General features: G+C 63.1%; 15 protein-coding genes. 5 read left to right on the top strand and 10 right to left on the bottom strand.

The window, feature by feature from the left end; genetic code table 11:
• Window positions 1–159: 159 nt before the first annotated feature.
• The 6 genes from G5B40_RS14315 to G5B40_RS14290 are packed head-to-tail and all read right to left on the bottom strand — an operon-like array spanning window position 160 to window position 4,859.
• Window positions 160–1,824 carry a DEAD/DEAH box helicase gene (locus G5B40_RS14315; protein WP_165099871.1) on the bottom strand — a complete coding sequence of 555 codons (1,665 nt, stop codon included), beginning with the start codon at window positions 1,822–1,824 and terminating at the stop codon, window positions 160–162.
• Between the two features lie 14 nt (window positions 1,825–1,838).
• Window positions 1,839–2,468, bottom strand: coding sequence for a hypothetical protein (locus G5B40_RS14310; RefSeq protein WP_165099868.1), 630 nt, complete (start codon window positions 2,466–2,468; stop codon window positions 1,839–1,841).
• Between the two features lie 19 nt (window positions 2,469–2,487).
• Window positions 2,488–3,360, bottom strand: a complete 873-nt coding sequence (locus G5B40_RS14305; RefSeq protein WP_165099865.1) for an ATP-binding protein — start codon at window positions 3,358–3,360, stop codon at window positions 2,488–2,490.
• Entirely contained in the window at window positions 3,357–3,890 is a 534-nt protein-coding gene (locus tag G5B40_RS14300) for a hypothetical protein (RefSeq protein ID WP_211907334.1), read from the bottom strand. Before G5B40_RS14300 ends, G5B40_RS14305 begins: the two co-directional genes overlap by 4 nt.
• Complete coding sequence (locus G5B40_RS14295) at window positions 3,890–4,243, bottom strand: hypothetical protein (protein ID WP_165099863.1); 354 nt, start codon at window positions 4,241–4,243, stop codon at window positions 3,890–3,892. The genes G5B40_RS14300 and G5B40_RS14295 overlap by 1 nt, the downstream gene beginning before the upstream one ends.
• A 22-nt stretch (window positions 4,244–4,265) precedes the next feature.
• Window positions 4,266–4,859 carry a sigma factor gene (locus tag G5B40_RS14290; RefSeq protein ID WP_165099861.1) on the bottom strand — a complete coding sequence of 198 codons (594 nt, stop codon included), beginning with the start codon at window positions 4,857–4,859 and terminating at the stop codon, window positions 4,266–4,268.
• 336 nt (window positions 4,860–5,195) lie between these two features.
• Between G5B40_RS14290 and G5B40_RS14285 the strand changes: the two genes are divergently transcribed.
• Window positions 5,196–5,885 (top strand): HNH endonuclease, encoded by a 690-nt coding sequence (locus tag G5B40_RS14285; protein WP_165099859.1) that lies wholly within the window; start codon window positions 5,196–5,198, stop codon window positions 5,883–5,885.
• 81 nt (window positions 5,886–5,966) lie between these two features.
• Here the strand turns inward: G5B40_RS14285 and G5B40_RS14280 are convergent, their stop codons facing one another.
• Together G5B40_RS14280 and G5B40_RS14275 are read right to left on the bottom strand one after the other, a co-directional pair.
• Window positions 5,967–6,917 carry a helix-turn-helix domain-containing protein gene (locus tag G5B40_RS14280; protein ID WP_130989320.1) on the bottom strand — a complete coding sequence of 317 codons (951 nt, stop codon included), beginning with the start codon at window positions 6,915–6,917 and terminating at the stop codon, window positions 5,967–5,969.
• On the bottom strand, window positions 6,877–8,118 hold the full coding sequence (locus G5B40_RS14275; protein ID WP_130989321.1) for a hypothetical protein: 1,242 nt from the start codon (window positions 8,116–8,118) through the stop codon (window positions 6,877–6,879). Before G5B40_RS14275 ends, G5B40_RS14280 begins: the two co-directional genes overlap by 41 nt.
• Before the next feature lie 337 nt (window positions 8,119–8,455).
• Here G5B40_RS14275 and G5B40_RS14270 point away from each other — a divergent pair, with 337 nt between their 5' ends.
• The 4 genes from G5B40_RS14270 (at window position 8,456) to G5B40_RS14255 (ending at window position 12,173) form a co-directional block, all read left to right on the top strand.
• The gene (locus tag G5B40_RS14270) at window positions 8,456–8,911 is read left to right on the top strand and encodes a DUF2924 domain-containing protein (RefSeq protein ID WP_165099857.1); all 456 of its coding nucleotides are present in this window, start codon (window positions 8,456–8,458) and stop codon (window positions 8,909–8,911) included.
• Window positions 8,908–10,233, top strand: a complete 1,326-nt coding sequence (locus tag G5B40_RS14265; RefSeq protein ID WP_165099855.1) for a recombinase family protein — start codon at window positions 8,908–8,910, stop codon at window positions 10,231–10,233. Before G5B40_RS14270 ends, G5B40_RS14265 begins: the two co-directional genes overlap by 4 nt.
• Window positions 10,230–10,637: a hypothetical protein gene (locus G5B40_RS14260; RefSeq protein ID WP_165099853.1), complete on the top strand. Its 408-nt coding sequence runs from the start codon at window positions 10,230–10,232 to the stop codon at window positions 10,635–10,637. Before G5B40_RS14265 ends, G5B40_RS14260 begins: the two co-directional genes overlap by 4 nt.
• A 207-nt stretch (window positions 10,638–10,844) precedes the next feature.
• Window positions 10,845–12,173 carry a DNA-methyltransferase gene (locus tag G5B40_RS14255; RefSeq protein ID WP_165099851.1) on the top strand — a complete coding sequence of 443 codons (1,329 nt, stop codon included), beginning with the start codon at window positions 10,845–10,847 and terminating at the stop codon, window positions 12,171–12,173.
• A 7-nt stretch (window positions 12,174–12,180) separates the two neighbouring features.
• Here G5B40_RS14255 and G5B40_RS14250 read toward each other — a convergent pair whose 3' ends face one another.
• Both G5B40_RS14250 and G5B40_RS14245 read right to left on the bottom strand, forming a co-directional pair.
• Window positions 12,181–13,263, bottom strand: a complete 1,083-nt coding sequence (locus G5B40_RS14250) for a hypothetical protein (protein ID WP_165099849.1) — start codon at window positions 13,261–13,263, stop codon at window positions 12,181–12,183.
• A 142-nt stretch (window positions 13,264–13,405) separates the two neighbouring features.
• Window positions 13,406–15,079: an AAA family ATPase gene (locus G5B40_RS14245; protein ID WP_165099847.1), complete on the bottom strand. Its 1,674-nt coding sequence runs from the start codon at window positions 15,077–15,079 to the stop codon at window positions 13,406–13,408.
• Window positions 15,080–15,180: the final 101 nt, after the last annotated feature.

Below are 15,180 nucleotides of genomic sequence, written 5' to 3'. Positions count from 1 at the left end.
GGTGTTCGCGGGGCCGGGGTTTGTTGGGGTTGAAGAAACCGAAGCCGCGCGCGGGGCGCAGACAGACGGCGCAAGGCTTGAGGCGCGGGTGCCAGAGCCGAATACGCTCCGGGCAATCCGCAGGCGCTGCGGGCGGGGATGGGACTTGCGCGACATGGCTCACGCCGCCCTCCGCTCGGGCTCGGCCGCCGTGACGAGGCGCCGGATGTCGCGCTTGTTGAACTGGAACGAGATCAGCGCGGAGGCGCGATAGCGCGTCAGGCCGTAATCGCGCCGGAACTCCGGCGGCAGGCAATTCAGCTGCTTTTCCGTCGCGTCCTGCTTCAGCCAGCCCTTCGACTTGAAGGCGCTCTCGTCGGTCTCATGGGTGTTCAGCCAGTCGTCGGCCTGCGCGAGACAGACGATGCGCTCGCCCACGCTCAGGAGCCGCGTCGCCTTGCCCTTGGCGCCCCCGACCGCGTGCCAGCGGCCCTCGAGGAAGAACACGCCGCCCCAGGCGTGAAAGCCGTTGGCCATCAGCGCGGCGTCGTCGCCGAACAGGTCCACCCACGCGAAACTCGATCGCTCGAGAAGATCGAGCTCGGTCATGACGAAGCTGTCGATGGGCTCCGCGCCTTCGCGCGGCAGCTCGCACCCGCAGATCGGGCATTCGGTGACCGCGATCGGGATCTCGGCCTTGCATTCGGGGCAGAGTTTCGTCGGGGCTTCCCCCGGCGTCGGAATGCGCCCGTCGAGATCGACATCCTGCTCCAGCGTGCCGTGGATCAGGCTCGAGGTGCCGAAGTCCAGTACGATGCAGTCGGTTTTCACGACACCGGGGTATTCCTCGGGATCGACGGTGCGCAGGCCGCGCCCGACCATCTGGATCATCGTGGACTTGTAGGAACTCGGGCGCAGCAGCACGACGCAGGAGGTGGGCGGATGGTCCCAGCCCTCGGTCAGCACCGCCACGTTGACCACGACGCGGATGTCGCCCGCCGCATAGTCGGCGAGGATCGCCTTGCGGGTTTCTGCCGCCAGATCGCCATGGATCAGCGCGGCGGAAACGCCCGCCGCGCTGAAGGCGTCGGTGACGTGTTCGGCGTGCGCGACGGTGGAGCAGAACACCACGGTCTGCCTGTCGCCCGCCTTCTCCTTCCAGTGGCGGATCACCTCGTCGGTGACGGGCGCGCGGTCCATGATGCCCGCCACCTCCGCCATGTCGAAATCCGACATGGTCTTGCGGACCGAGCGCAGCTCGTCCTGGACGCCCACGTCGATGACGAAGGTGCGGGGCGGCACGAGATGGCCCGAGGCGATCAACTCGCCCAGCCGCACCTGATCGGCGACATTGTCGAAGACCTCGCGCAGGCCCTTCCTGTCGCCCCGGTTCGGCGTGGCCGTGACCCCGAAGATCCGGGCGTCGGGATTGGCCTCGCGCACCCGGTCGATGATGCGGCGGTAGCTGTCGGCGACGGCATGGTGGGCCTCGTCGACAACCAGCAGGTCGAGGCGCGGCATTTCGGCGAGGTTCGAGGCCCGCGCCAGCGTCGGCACCATGGCGAAGGCGACCTGGCCGCCCCAGGACTTCTCGGTGGCGTCGATCACCGAGGTGGCGACGCCCGGCACCACGCGCTGGAACTTGGAGCGGTTCTGCGCCGTCAGCTCGTCGCGATGGGCGAGCACGCAGGCCTTGGCGCCCTCGCCGATCATCTCGCCGGTGACCGCCGAGAGCATGATGGTCTTGCCCGCGCCGGTGGGCGCCACGCCCAGCGTGTTGCCGCGGGAAGCGAGCGCAGCCACGCTGCGCTCGACGAAGGTCTTCTGGCGGGGGCGCAGGCGCATGGCCGGTCTCCCCCTTACTGCGCCCAGCTCGGCCGACCGGCGAACCCGGGGGCGGAAGCGGGCTGGCTGGGCTGATGTGGCGCCGCCGCAGGGGTGGTCTGCTGCGGGGCATGTCCGGCTGCACCGTGTCCGCCGAACTGCAGCGGTGCAGTCCCCATGATCTGCGCGTAGTCGCGATGATCCGGCGTGACCGCGCTGCGGATCTCGTTCTTGTCGTCGCCGCTGGCGTCGGTGCCGATGTCGATGCGGGCGATGAACTCGATCCCGTCGAGATCGGCGAAGCCGTTGATCCGTCGTGCTGCCTGCGCCTCGGCCGACATGTCTTTGTCGGAAATCCCGCGGGCCGAGTTCAGCATGCCGCGCACGAGGCTGCGGCCCATATTCGCCCAGTCCGGCCCCTTCGGGCTGTAGAGTCCGATCAGCGTGAAGATCTTGCGCCGGGCGTACTGCCCCTCGGTCACCGTGAACTCGCCGTTCAGATAGACAGCACCCGTCGAGCCGCGCGTGGCATACCCGCCAGTCCAGCCCTGCGAGGCATCGTCGAAGCCGCCGGGGCGGATGGTCAGGCGCACCTTGGCCAGCGTGCCCTTCGGGATCAGGTTGCTGTTGCTCTGCGCGTCGTTGAAATCGTTCCAGGAACCCATGGGGAACCTCCTTTTCTGATCAGGATTGCGATGGGGATTCGGCGTCAGCCGCCGGATCGGCGGGCGGCGGGGAGTAGGTCAGGCGCTTGGGCGCTGGCGCGACGGGGGCGCGGATCTTCGTCATGAGGCGGCCGAGATGCGGCTCCTCGACCTGATCCAGCCGACCGGAGCGGTCCTTGGCCGGAAAGTCCCAGGGGTTGATCGTGTGGCAGACGAAGGCGCGATAGGGACCGCCATCGGCCTTCAGCTCCGCCATGGTGATCACCTCGTCGACGATCCCCGGCAGTTCGAGCCCGGTCTTCGAGCCGTCGATCTGCGGCTGGAACACCTTGCGGTTGAAGTCGTCGAGCTTCTCGTCGAGGATTCCGACGAACCAGACGTTCTTGGCCCGCGTGTGCTGGAGATGGGTGAGCCAGCCGATCATCTCGCGGCCGTGCAGCCCGTAGGCCCCGCGCACATCCGGCTTGCCGGTCTTCTCCGACAGCGCCTCGGGCTGGCCCTTGCACCATCCGAAGCACAGCCGCCCCGCCACGGTGATCGAGTCCACGAAAATCGTGTCGTAGCGGTTGAGCGCGGCCGGATCGCCGAAACGGTCGCAGACCGCCTTGTAGTGCGCCGGGCTGTAGGGCTGCTCGTCGCGCAGCGCCGGGTTCGGCCCACCGATGAACACCGCGAAATCCCGGCATTCCGTCCATGTCCGCGGCCGGATGCTGTCGCCCGCCCAGCCCTCGATGGCGAGATCGCCCGCCTCGAGATCCATGAACAGCGTCGTCGATGCGTTCAGCGTCCAGAGGAGCGAGGTCTTCCCGATGCCGGACTTGCCGAAGATGCAACCCTTGATCCCACGCGGCTCGGCCAGCCGCTGGTCGGCGCTGATGATCGGGAGGCTCATTGATCGCCCCCCTGCGGGACGATCTCGATCTTCAGTGTGCCGGGCCGGACGGTGCGCGCGGGTTCGAAACCGGCACGGATGGCGTCGGGCCAGGCTGCGAATTTGCGCTCGGGCACCTTGAAGGCGATGTCCACGTACTGCGCGGGATCGTCCCCGGCGGCGCGGATGCGCTCGACCATGGCGGCGAGGCGATCCTGATCCCAATCGACCCGTTTCGGCAGATCGGCGACCACGGTGAAATCACCGTCGTCGAAGCGGATCGTGCCGGTGTCCTTGCCCGCCGCCTGCCGTTCCTCGGCGGCGCGGGTGGCGTAGCGGACGGTCAGCGCGCCATCGAGGCGGGCCTTCGCGGCCTTGTCGCGCTTGATGCGCTCGTCGACGTCGCGCTGCAGGATGGCCAGCAGTTCGACGGGCAGCTGGGCGATGTCCTGCAAGCCGAGGCCCGGCAGGTCGTCGACGGTGGGGGTGTTCGCGGGGAATGGCATGTAAGGGTCTCCATGATCGGCAAAAAGGAATTGGAAGGCGGTCATCACGCGGCCTCCCGCTCGGCGAGCAGAAGCGCGGACAGCGACACGGCTGCGGCCTTCGGTTTGGGGCGGGCGACGGCGATGTAGGCGAACTGGTCGGGGCCCGTGCGCTCCTGCACCAGGTGCACGAGGCCCTGTTCGGCGGCCCAGAAGGCGCGCGACCCGAGTCGGGCCAATTCCGCGCGCTGTTGATCCGGGAGCCGGGCGAACATCGGGAAGATGTCGAGGACCAGAAAGCCGCGATGGTATTCCAGCCGGTCGCCCGGCACGGCCTGCGCCACCCAGGCGCAGAACTCGATCTCGGTGAGCGGTCGGCGGGCGCGGACCGTGATAAAGGGGGTGGTGCCCATGGACATGATCTCCTCCTTTCGCCTCTACTCAGGCCGCCGCGAGATCGTCCCAGGCGGGACCGAGACCGTGGGCGGTGAGCACGTGACGGAGATCGGCGAGGCGGCGGTAGAGCGCGGACCGGCTGCCGAAACCCTCGGCCGCGAGCGCGGTCACGTGGCGATGCGCCAGCGCCGCGCAGAAGCGGCGATCCTCGGCCGGGAGCCGCGCGAGGGCGGCCTGCAGGGCGTGGTGAAGTTCGGTGACAGCGGCGGGGCAGCAGGTCTGGCCGTGCCAAGCGGCAAGCCCGTCGTCCTCGGTCAGCGTGTCGCCGACCGGCTCGCGGGCTCCGGCCAGCGGCACCTCCAGCGAGAGCAGCGACCCACCCTGCGCACGGCGCTGGCGGTGATGGCGCATCGCGATCCGCGAAGACTGGTTGCGCACGACGATGTTGGCGAAGGCGCCGATGCTGCCACGCGAGGCATCGTAGGCGGGCAAGCGGCGCAGCAGATCTATCAGGAGGTCCTGGCCCAGATCCTGGCGTTCGCAGACCGGCAGGCACAGCTTGTGCCGGAGCCGCTGTGCCGCCGCATCGGCCTCGCGGATGATGGTTTCAATGTCGTCGGGGGAGAGTTCGATCTGCATCGGTGTGCGCCTCGGTCATCGTTTCTGATGAGCCCAAGGTGCCGGATGCGGTCGGCGCGCAGGTGGGAACGGGGTGGGAATAAGGTGGGGGTTTGGTGGGTCGCGCCATTTCCGGTCGTCGGGTTAGAATAGAAGGGCCGACGCGGACCGCTTAGCGGCCACTGCAACCATAAATCGCCAAACCACGCATGGATAACGCGCTCATTATATCTGCTGTCGATGGCGGATCACCGCGGTGAATACTGTACTTCGACCGCGTGAAGCTGATGATTGCGCGACTTGAGAGTGCCGGGATAAGTTCCATGAACATTTATAGCGACGGAGGCGTGCTCGACGATGGCAGACCTAATTTTTGACCGGAAGCACGCCATGGAAGCGATCCGCTTGGCAAAAACCAACGGGCAGGAATGGCTATATGAAAGCTATCCCAAGCCAAACGGACAGAAGCGCCGGTCGAGCACGGGTTTTCTGATGCACGAAGGCGCGGCCTACCCGGTAAAACCGCTGGGACGTCTGGCAAACGAGATTGCCGGCAACCCAATGACCGCAAATCCCATCACGAATGTTTTCAGGAAATACTTCGAGAAGTTGGGGTTCCAGTTGATCGACAACCCCGAGGACGAGGCGGAAAACGCGACTGAGCGACAGCGCCGCCTCGCCGAAGTTTGGGAGCGCCCGGGCCAAGCTCGGTTTCGCCGCGCCGTCTTTGAGATGTTCGGCGCGCGCTGTGTTGTGACAGGATGCGAGACGCTGATGGCGTTGGAAGCCGCACACGTTCTGCCTGTGTCCAGCGGCGGCGGCGATGAAGGATGGAATGGCATTCCTCTTCGCGCCGACTTGCACAGGCTCTTCGACGCTGGCGCCATCATGATCGATCCTACCTCGTGGAAACTCTCGGTGGCTGATGCCGTGCGTGAGGAATACGGCCAGTATCACGGTCTGGATCTCGAGCCGGTCATCGCCGAGATCGACGGAGCAGCGGAGCTGGCGGCGGCATTGCGGAAGCGAATGGCAATGATCGGCTAAATGCGAGCTGGACCGACCCGACTCCAGCTGACGAATGCGGACTCAAGGAAGGAAGCGCGCGAGACGCTGCTGGTTACCTTTTCAACCGTCGACCACGATGTCTGATGCATGGACGCTCAGCCGGTAGCCCCGGTTGCGCACCGTTTCGATCAGGGCCTTGCTCTCGCCATCGGTGAACCCGGCAGCCTTGAAGGCATCCCGCAGCTCCCGGATCAGATCCTTGGCTTCGCGCGCCGTGGTGCCTTCGACATGAGACCCGGAGGCGACCTGATCGCGCGACAGCGCCTTCTCGAGCAGGCGTTCGAACACGGGGAAAATCTGACGCGACAGGATGACGGAACGACCGTCCCAATGAACCTCGGCCGCCGCCCTCCGAACACGAAGCACGGGCGCCAGCGGGATCGGCGCCAGAGCCGCGATGTCGATTGTGCCGCCGAGGCCATTTGTGGCGGGCGTCAGCACCTCGAGGATTTCGACGAGATGAAAGCCCGCATCCTGGTGTCGCCGGGCAATCTCCGCTGGCAACTGCGGCGCGAGGATCGTGACGTCCGGGCCCTGCGCCGCCTGGCGCAACGATGCTATGATGCCGTCGCCGGTCAGGGCTGCGGGCTCCAGCGCAAGAAACACCGCCCGACCTGATGGCGTGTCGCCGAGCCGCCAGACCTTCTCCGCGGCGCGTTTCGGGGCTGCAGCGAACCCTGCTGCGGCGCCGATCACGGATGCCAGCCCATCAGCGCCGATGCGGAACACGCGCACATCATCTTCGGTGAGTTCGATGTCCTGTCGATGATCGAACGGGCACTCAGCCCGAAACGCATCGCCGATTTTCCGGATCGGCCGACAGGGGAGCCCGCATTCGCAGCCGTCGCAGACGTCCCAATCGGAGAGCGGCGCCTGTTCGACGAGGACACGTTTCGCCAGCAGCCGGTCGAAAACCGGACCGAAAAACGGCGCGGCAAGCTCGCCGGACAGGATCGCGTCGTTGCCAGCCTCACTCAGCCGCGTCAACAACCTCAAAATCGTCTCGGTCATTCATCAGCCCGTTCCGTTCGATCAGCTTCATCACCCGCGCCTCGTGCTGGGTGCGGCGGAACTGCACGACGCCCGGGGGCCGCAGCTTGACCGTGACCTGCGGCTGGCGCTTGCCGTCGCCCTTGAACAGGATCCGGAACACGAGCTCGCCCAGCCTCCAGGCGCCGCCGAAAGAGACCGGCGTGCCGCCGAAATGCTGGAGCGCGTCACCGCTGAGATCCCGCGACCGCAGGGTGCGCACCACGCGGGGATACCCCTTCTTGCCGGGTGCCATCAGGTCGGCCGCCGCCTCGATGATCAGCACCTTGTCGATCAGCGGATCGTAGGCGGCATCGAAGGCGAAGCCCGGTCCGGCCAGTTCGACCGGGCGCAGGGTATAGAGGTCCTGCGCATCGTCGCCGTCGAAGAAGCCGGGCCTGTCTAGGATGATCGAGGCGAAGAGTTCCGCGATCTCGGGCTGATGCGCCTTCCGGATGCGGGCCAGCCGCAACATGCCGGTGTTCTCGGAGTATCGCAACACGGCGTGAGAAATCTGGCGTACGCTGATGACCCGTTCGACCTGGCCCTCGACGACCGGCATGGTCGAGACCATGGAGCCGTGGCTGACCACGAGGTTGATCTCGTCATCGTCGTCGTAGTCGCCCACCCGGCAGTAGTCTCCGAGAAACGCGTCACGGAAGAGCGCGGCGACGGCCGTCCGGAACGCCTCGACCTTATCCTCAGTCAGGTCGATCGCGACGCCCCGTTCCCGTCCGGCATATTCATGCAGGCGGTCGGCAGTGAGCATCGCCATATGGTCGGCGGCCGCGTCGAAGAGGTCAGGATGCTCCAGAAAGACCCGGACGGCGATGTGCTTGGGATCATGCGCCTTGTTCGGCGCGTCCTCGTCGCCGGTCTTCATGTCGGGGAACAGATCGACGCCCTGACGGGCGGCCTGCGCCTGAATGATTTCGAGGCCGCGGGCATCGCCAAGTTCCGCGATGCGGTGCAGATCGCCGCGCAGCCCCTCCGGATAGCTGTCCTCGGCGCCGGTCAGCAGTTTCTCCAGCGCCTCGCGGGCGGCATCCTCCTCCTGGTCCAGCAGGTCGACGGAGAAGCCCTTGTACTTGCCCTCGTGCCGCGCCAGCAGCGGCTTCATAAGGGCAAGATCGATGGTCTTGATGAACCGGGGGTTCACGAACTTCTTCAAATTGCCGGCCACGACGAATCCCCTTTCCTGCAAAACCAGTGTTCTTGATACGTTCTTTCGTGTGATTCATCAACCTGCGCGGGATCGGCTGGGACGCTTTCCGACATCGACGAGTAGAGGCCAGAGGAGACGACTGCTCCGAGGCCCGCATGAAACGCCCCAATCCGCTCCCGCCCGACAAGATGACGCCCGCAGAACGCCGCGCCGAGTTGTGCGGCCTGCTGGCGTCCGGGCTGGTTCGGCTACGGATGCGGGATGGGGGCGAAGTATCTGACGATACTGGAGAACGTTGCCTACACTCTCCGCCCGACCAATGCCGTCATGCAACTCCAACTCACCGGAGAAATGCATGAACAAGCTCGATCCCATCCCCGCGCGTCTGGCCGCGCTCAAGACCACGCCGACGTCCGACCTGAAGCAACAGTGGCGCGACCTGTTCGACAGCGAGCCGCCACCATTCAATCGGCGCTACCTTGAGGCCCGCCTGGCCTATCGCATCCAGGAACTCGCCTATGGCGGGCTGAAGCCGGAGACGATCCTGCGACTTGAGCGGCTCGGTGAGGAACTGGACGGCGGCGACCGATCCAAGCGCAGTGTCCGCCTCGACCGTGACCGCCCGATCACTGGCACGCGCCTCCTTCGCGAATGGCAGGGCGTCGAGCAGATCGTCACCGTCACCGCCGACGGCTTCGAATGGCAGGGGCGGCCCTACAAGTCGCTGTCCGCCATCGCCCGCGCGATCACCGGCACCCGCTGGAACGGGTGGGTCTTCTTCGGCCTCAAGAACCACAGGAGGCGGAAATGACGAAGCCGCCCGAAAAATCGAAGGTCGTCCGTAAGCTGCGGTGTGCCGTCTACACCCGGAAATCCTCCGAGGAAGGACTGGAGCAGGAATTCAACAGCCTGCATGCCCAGCGCGAGGCCTGCGAGGCGTACATCGCCAGCCAGCGATCCGAGGGCTGGGCGTTGGTCCGCGATCAGTATGACGACGGCGGCATCTCCGGCGGCACGCTGGAACGGCCCGGCCTGCAGCAGTTGCTGGAGGATATCGATGACGGGCTGGTCGATGTGGTCGTGGTCTACAAGATCGACCGCCTCAGCCGCTCGCTCGCCGACTTCGCCAAGCTGGTCGAGGTGTTCGACCGCAATGGCGTGACGTTCGTTTCCGTGACGCAGTCCTTCAACACCACCACGTCGATGGGGCGGCTTACGCTGAACATCCTGCTGTCCTTCGCCCAGTTCGAGCGGGAGGTGACCGCCGAGCGCATCCGCGACAAGGTCGCCGCGAGTCGGAAGAAGGGCATGTGGATGGGTGGCGTGCCGCCCTACGGCTACCGCGTCGAGAATAGGAAACTGTTGATCGACGACGATGCCGCCGACCACGTCTGCTGGATCTTCGCCCGCTTCCTCGAGATCGGCTCGGGCACGGAACTGGCGCGCGAGGTCGCGAGACGCGGCATCCGCACGCCGCGCGGGAACAGGATCGACAAGAAATACATCTATCGGATGCTCAGCAACCGCGCCTACATCGGCGAGGCGGTCCACAAGGGCGAGAGCTACCCCGGCGAGCACGACGCGATCATCGACCGCGAGACGTGGGACCGCGTCCGCGCCATCTTGCAGGAAAGCCCCCGCAAGCGCGCCGCCCGGACTCGCGCCGAAACGCCCGCGCTGCTGAAGGGGCTGCTCTTCGGTCCCGATGGCGCCGCGTTCTCGCCGACCCACACTCGCAAAGGCGGCAAACTCTACCGCTACTATGTCAGCCAGACGGTGCTGAAGCACGGCGCCGGGGCTTGCCCCGTGGGACGCGTGCCAGCGGGCGAGATTGAGGCTGCCGTCATCGACCAACTGCGTGCCGTCTTTCGCCAGCCCGAGGTCGTGGCAGGGACTTGGAAGGTGGCGCGCGTCCATGCTGACGACGTCACCGAGGCCGACGCGCGTGCGACCCTGCAGCAGCTTGATCCACTGTGGGACGAACTCTTCCCCGCCGAGCAGGCGCGCATCGTGGCGCTGCTGGTCGAGCGGGTGGATATCGGCACTGACGGGCTCAACGTCCGGCTACGCATCGACGGGCTCGGCGGCCTCGCGCGCGAGATGCTGGCCGGTGATATCGAGGCTGCAGCATGACACGCGGCGCTCCGATCCCCGGCACGGTGACTCTGCACGTCCCATTCCGCATCGTGAAGCGCGGCGGGAGGAAGGAGATGCAACTGCCCGAGGGCGCCACGCAGCCGCGGCGGACGGACAACACGCAGGTGAAGGCGCTGGCCCGCGCATTCCGCTGGAAGCGGATGTTGGAATCCGGCGAGTTCACCACCATCGCCGAACTGGCCGAGCGCGAGGGCATCGCGCCCTCCTACATGACCCGCGTCCTGCGCCTGACCCTGCTCGCGCCCGACATCGTCGAGGCGATCCTGGACGGGAAGCAAGGGCCGGGGGTGACGTTGGCGCGCCTGCTGGAGCCTTTCCCGGCTGAGTGGGGGAGTCAGCGCCTTGAAACCCCGCTTTCGGAACAGCTCCAAGCCCTGTAGACACAGAAGCGGGAACACCGCTGCCAACGGTAGTGCGCCCCGGATGACGGTCGGCTACAGGCATTTGAGACCTTGCATGGGTCGGTGTCTGGAGCACGAGGCGTTCGCTCCGCTGCACTTGGGGCCATATCTGGCCTATTGGCTTGATAGAAAAACTACATACGGTATGCTTCCGGAAACGCCGCGACTACGAGGGACAACTTCTTGATGCTTAAGAAATTCGACAGTGTCGCTCCGGAAGCGAGCCCTGAGAAAACCGAACTCACTGATAGCAGAGAAGAAGTGCCGCTTCCGGATATTAAGCCAACAACCCCCGTGAGCTCATTCGATCGCACGCCCGTCGCGGAAAGTGATTTGGCTTTTGCAGTCGACGATGTTGTCCCTGTGGTTGGGTTCTCTCGAACGTTTATCAACAAAGTTGTGGGGCGGAAGCAAAACCTCGACGTTTCAGACGTTGTCAAGCTTCTCGACCAAGATGCATTCAGCGAAACATTCGTCCCTCGAAGCAAGATTCTTCAATATTTGATGGAGAATAGAAACAAAGAGACTGACGAGAGAGAGCCGGATCTGAAAAATGAATTTTGCCTACTCAAGGGTGATGCGCTTGAAACTTTGCGATCATTGCCATCTTCTTCAATTCAGTGCGTTGTCACATCAACACCGTATTGGGGTCTGAGGCTTTACGACACCGCCGTTGTGAGCAAATGGGCCGATGGCGACCGGTGCTCATACGGCCATGAGCAGACTCCTGAGGGCTTCATCCGCCACACCGCCGAAATTTTGTATGAAATCCTGCGGGTCCTAAAGGACGACGGTTCGGTCTGGTGGAATGTGATGGATTCCTTCAATACTCGAACTCAAATCAGAGGGAATGCAGTCGAAGCTTTGCGAGCAATGCAGGGCAAAGATAAGAGGAAGTGGAGCGAGCACGATTGCCGTCGCTACAGCGCAGGGCATGCTTACCTGAAGGACGGGGAGCAATGCCTAATCCCAAGCAGGATTGCGGAGCGCGCATCCCACATGGGCTTCTTCGTAAAGTCCATGATTACGTGGGCTAAGACCGCGACTCTCCCGGAGCCCCAGAACTCAAGAGTAAGTCGAAATCTTGAATACGTCATTCATCTGTCGAAGGTGCGCACTCCGAAATTTAACAAGGAAGTATACCGGCACCTTCCAGCGGCGCTTGGCGGCAGAAATAACGGATGGGAGACGGATAAACTCTCGGATGTTTGGACGCTGCCAACCTCTAGCGGACGAGACGGCCACGGGGCGCAGTTTCCTGTCGCGCTGCCAGGAAGATGTTTGGCACTCACTACCGATGAAGACGACATCGTCCTGGATCCGTTTGTCGGCGCAGGAAATAGCGGCGTAGCAGCCCTTGCACTTGGGCGTCGCTTTGTCGGAATAGACGTTTCCGAAAAGTATCTCCAGACTGCGCGCAAGAAGCTGAATGCAGCGAGAACGAAGCGTGAGGAAGTTCCGCTCTCTGATTTGCCGGATCGTGTGGAGGATACTTCTCCTGACCCGATGGAGTGAGAAGTCATCACCCTTCCCAAGCAGTCACTATCGCTTCGAGGCTTCCTTCGAGCGCCTGAGCACAAAGCTCGCTCGCCGCGGAAGGGTTGGTGACCGCAAAGCGCCCACCCCAAGACCTTGGCCTCGCAACGACCTCTTCCGGTCCGACAACAACATGAAGTCTCCTAGCTCCGTCTTGGGGCGGAAACTCGACCTCATATGCAAAGCACTGAGTCACGCCAGTCGACACATAAGAGGAGTTCAGTGAGTATTTGCACTCGAGGATTAATTCGGTGCGCTTGCCCGCCACAGCCTGCTCAATCCAGATGTCGGGCCGCAGAGGAGCTCCCTCTAAATCCCGCGTAAGGGAAAGGTAAGGTGATACTACGCTCCGGTACTCCCGCGGAACTGTCTGGTAGAAGGCGTGCCATTCACCTTGTTTGGCAGTGAGGCTCAGCGATGGGCGCCCACCCTGTGCCGCAGCGAAGGGAGCCTTTGAAGTCCACACTTGCTCGGTCGCAGTTTCTCTCAGCCTTGATGAAATCGTGCCAAGCGTACCGAGTTCGAATAACTGGTGCGCGAATTCGGGGAGGATTGGTCTCAGGGCGAGCAGCTGAGCCGATGCACTTCCAGTCCAAAGCCCCATCAGGATTTCCGCTATCCTGGCCAGCACAAGCCAAACACCCCCTGACTGGCGGCACGCATCGCGATCATATTCAGACAGGCCGTCAAACTCATCTGCGGCAGTCGCGACTTCCGGAAGTTCGAGCGCGGAAGAGAAACGTTGCCGCATAGAAGGCTCAAGAGCGCGCCGGCCAAACTGAGCCCAAACGAGTGTTTCGGCGCGCGCTATGGATATCGCGGTCCATTTCAGCAATCGCGTGAAGCTCGTGTCGTGCGTGTAGACGGGTCGCTTTTCGATGTAGCTCTCAGAGGGATATCTGCCGAACACGGCGATTGTTGCTTGCCAATCAGTATGAGCTGAAGGTGCATCCACATACTCTACCGCACGCTGCGTCTGCTGCCCGATGAGGTCCAGCCACTCGCCAGCATGTCTGGGAAGGTGTTTTCCCAAGTTGGTCTGAATATGCAGCAAAGCGACCTCGACCATCCTCGCTCGAACGACTTCCGGCGCCCAATCCCTCGCGATATCGAGCTCATCAGGCCGGACCCAATCGTATAGAGAGCCGGCACCTGCCCAATGAGAGGAAAGTGCTGATACCCCTCTCCAAGGGATGGAGGCGGAAGCACCTTCAAAGGCTGGCGGCTTCACTGGCGAGGTCATGTCCGAAAATTCCACCGAGGCCATCAAAGAAAGCTTCCCTCTTATCGGGGTCCAACCTCATCAGCTGTTGACCCATGTAAAGGATGTAGGCGTCCTGAAGCAGCTGCTTCTCAAGTACAGTGACTGTACTGTCCGAGGATGCCTCTGCTTCTTTTGAGACATACCGTGCCATGTCCAGAAAAGGAGCTGGCCCGATAGAAAGGGCTTCAAGGTGTAGCGCATAAGCAGCGGAGAGGAGTTTTGCGACTGGCGCACGAAGTTTGGTGATCTTCGCGATCAGCGTTTCGAAGGCTGCAATATCGATCGGCGGTACTGGAACGAGCGCCCACCTCCGCAGCAAGGCTGATCCCATTGGGAAGACACGCCCGCGGTCGACGTTGTTATAGGTGCCCAGCAATCTCCAATCAGAGCCAACATAATAGACCCGCTGGTCGTCATCCTCTTTCACGCCGCTCTTTTCGCCCTTGGCCCACATCAAGACCATTGATTTCGGAGCGTCTGCGCCGTCGCCTCCACCAAGGTGCGTAAGTCCCAAGTCAACGCTTTGACCTGCGAGGAACGTTAGTACCGGCCCTAGTACTCGATCGAGGTCTGCGCGGTTCATCTCGTCGATCCAGAACAACTGGTTGTCGCGGATTGCCTGAAGGAGATAGCCTTCGCGGAATACGAGGCGACCGCCCTCCTGGGGATAGTAACCCCCAATCAGGGTGCGAGCCGTCCAGTCGATTTCCGCAGTATAGCACACGAAGCTTGGCGGGTTGTCCAAGCCGAGCAGGGAGGGGTCCGCAACAGCTTCTTCTAGAAGCTCAGCCCAAAGCCGTGACTTCGCAGTACCTGGCGCACCCACCAGCGCCACCGCTTTCGACGATGCGACTGCCCTACAAATCCGGCGGCGCACATCATCGCTGATGACCAGATCGAGTTCACTCGAAGCAGCCATTGGAACCAGCTCTTTGGCTGCTCTAGCCGTGGTAGCATGGCTCGTACTCTGTGAGCGCGGTTGAAGATCCGGGGGCAGAGATGCCAAGCTCTCATCATACTTCTGCTCAGAGAATGTGAAGCCGAGAGCATCATTTTTGAAGAGAGCGTTCACCTCTTTGTCGGACAGATTGAAGACCGACGTGAAACGTTCGACCACATCCTTGTCCGTCACGCCATCATCAAATGGCTCTCCCCTAAGCAGAAAGGCAGCCGCTGCCTTCAGCGGAATCTTGTCTCCCAGCAATTCAGCGATTTTTTCTGCAGCGTCATCGGGTATGCGTATCGAGAAGTGCCCGTCGGTCGGGCTCACTTCCAATAGGGAGTTCAAATTTCGCCCTTCGTACAAATGGGTGTACGTGCCACGGCGCTCATATCCAGGTGCAAGGAACTCGATAGCGCCTTCGCGCTGGCCAAATGGGTTGACGTCGGGCAGCGGCGTTCCTGGGAGGATCCGGAAGAAGCGCTTTAGCTCCGGCTCAACACTATCGTTGCCATTAGAGTACAGCTCGAATGCATCCCCCTTGGATGGCTCCTTTGCTTTCAGCATAAGATAACCCATCGCGGCGGTGCGGCCGGAACGCTTGAACGACTGTGAGGCGAGAGACCGCAGGCCGGCGACGACGGTCTCGTGGCTGAGAAAATTCTTTCGACCTGATGTCATTGCCAGCTCCTAAGCAACTGCGTCTGCCAGCTTCTCTCACGGGAAGATAAGCATGTCAATCCTGCGATGATCGTGGAAATTTCGGAGCTTCAGCGACAGTC

Origin of the sequence: Pikeienuella piscinae (genome assembly GCF_011044155.1) — a bacterium.
GTDB lineage: Bacteria > Pseudomonadota > Alphaproteobacteria > Rhodobacterales > Rhodobacteraceae > Pikeienuella > Pikeienuella piscinae.
This window is presented reverse-complemented; position numbering and strand designations above follow the sequence as displayed.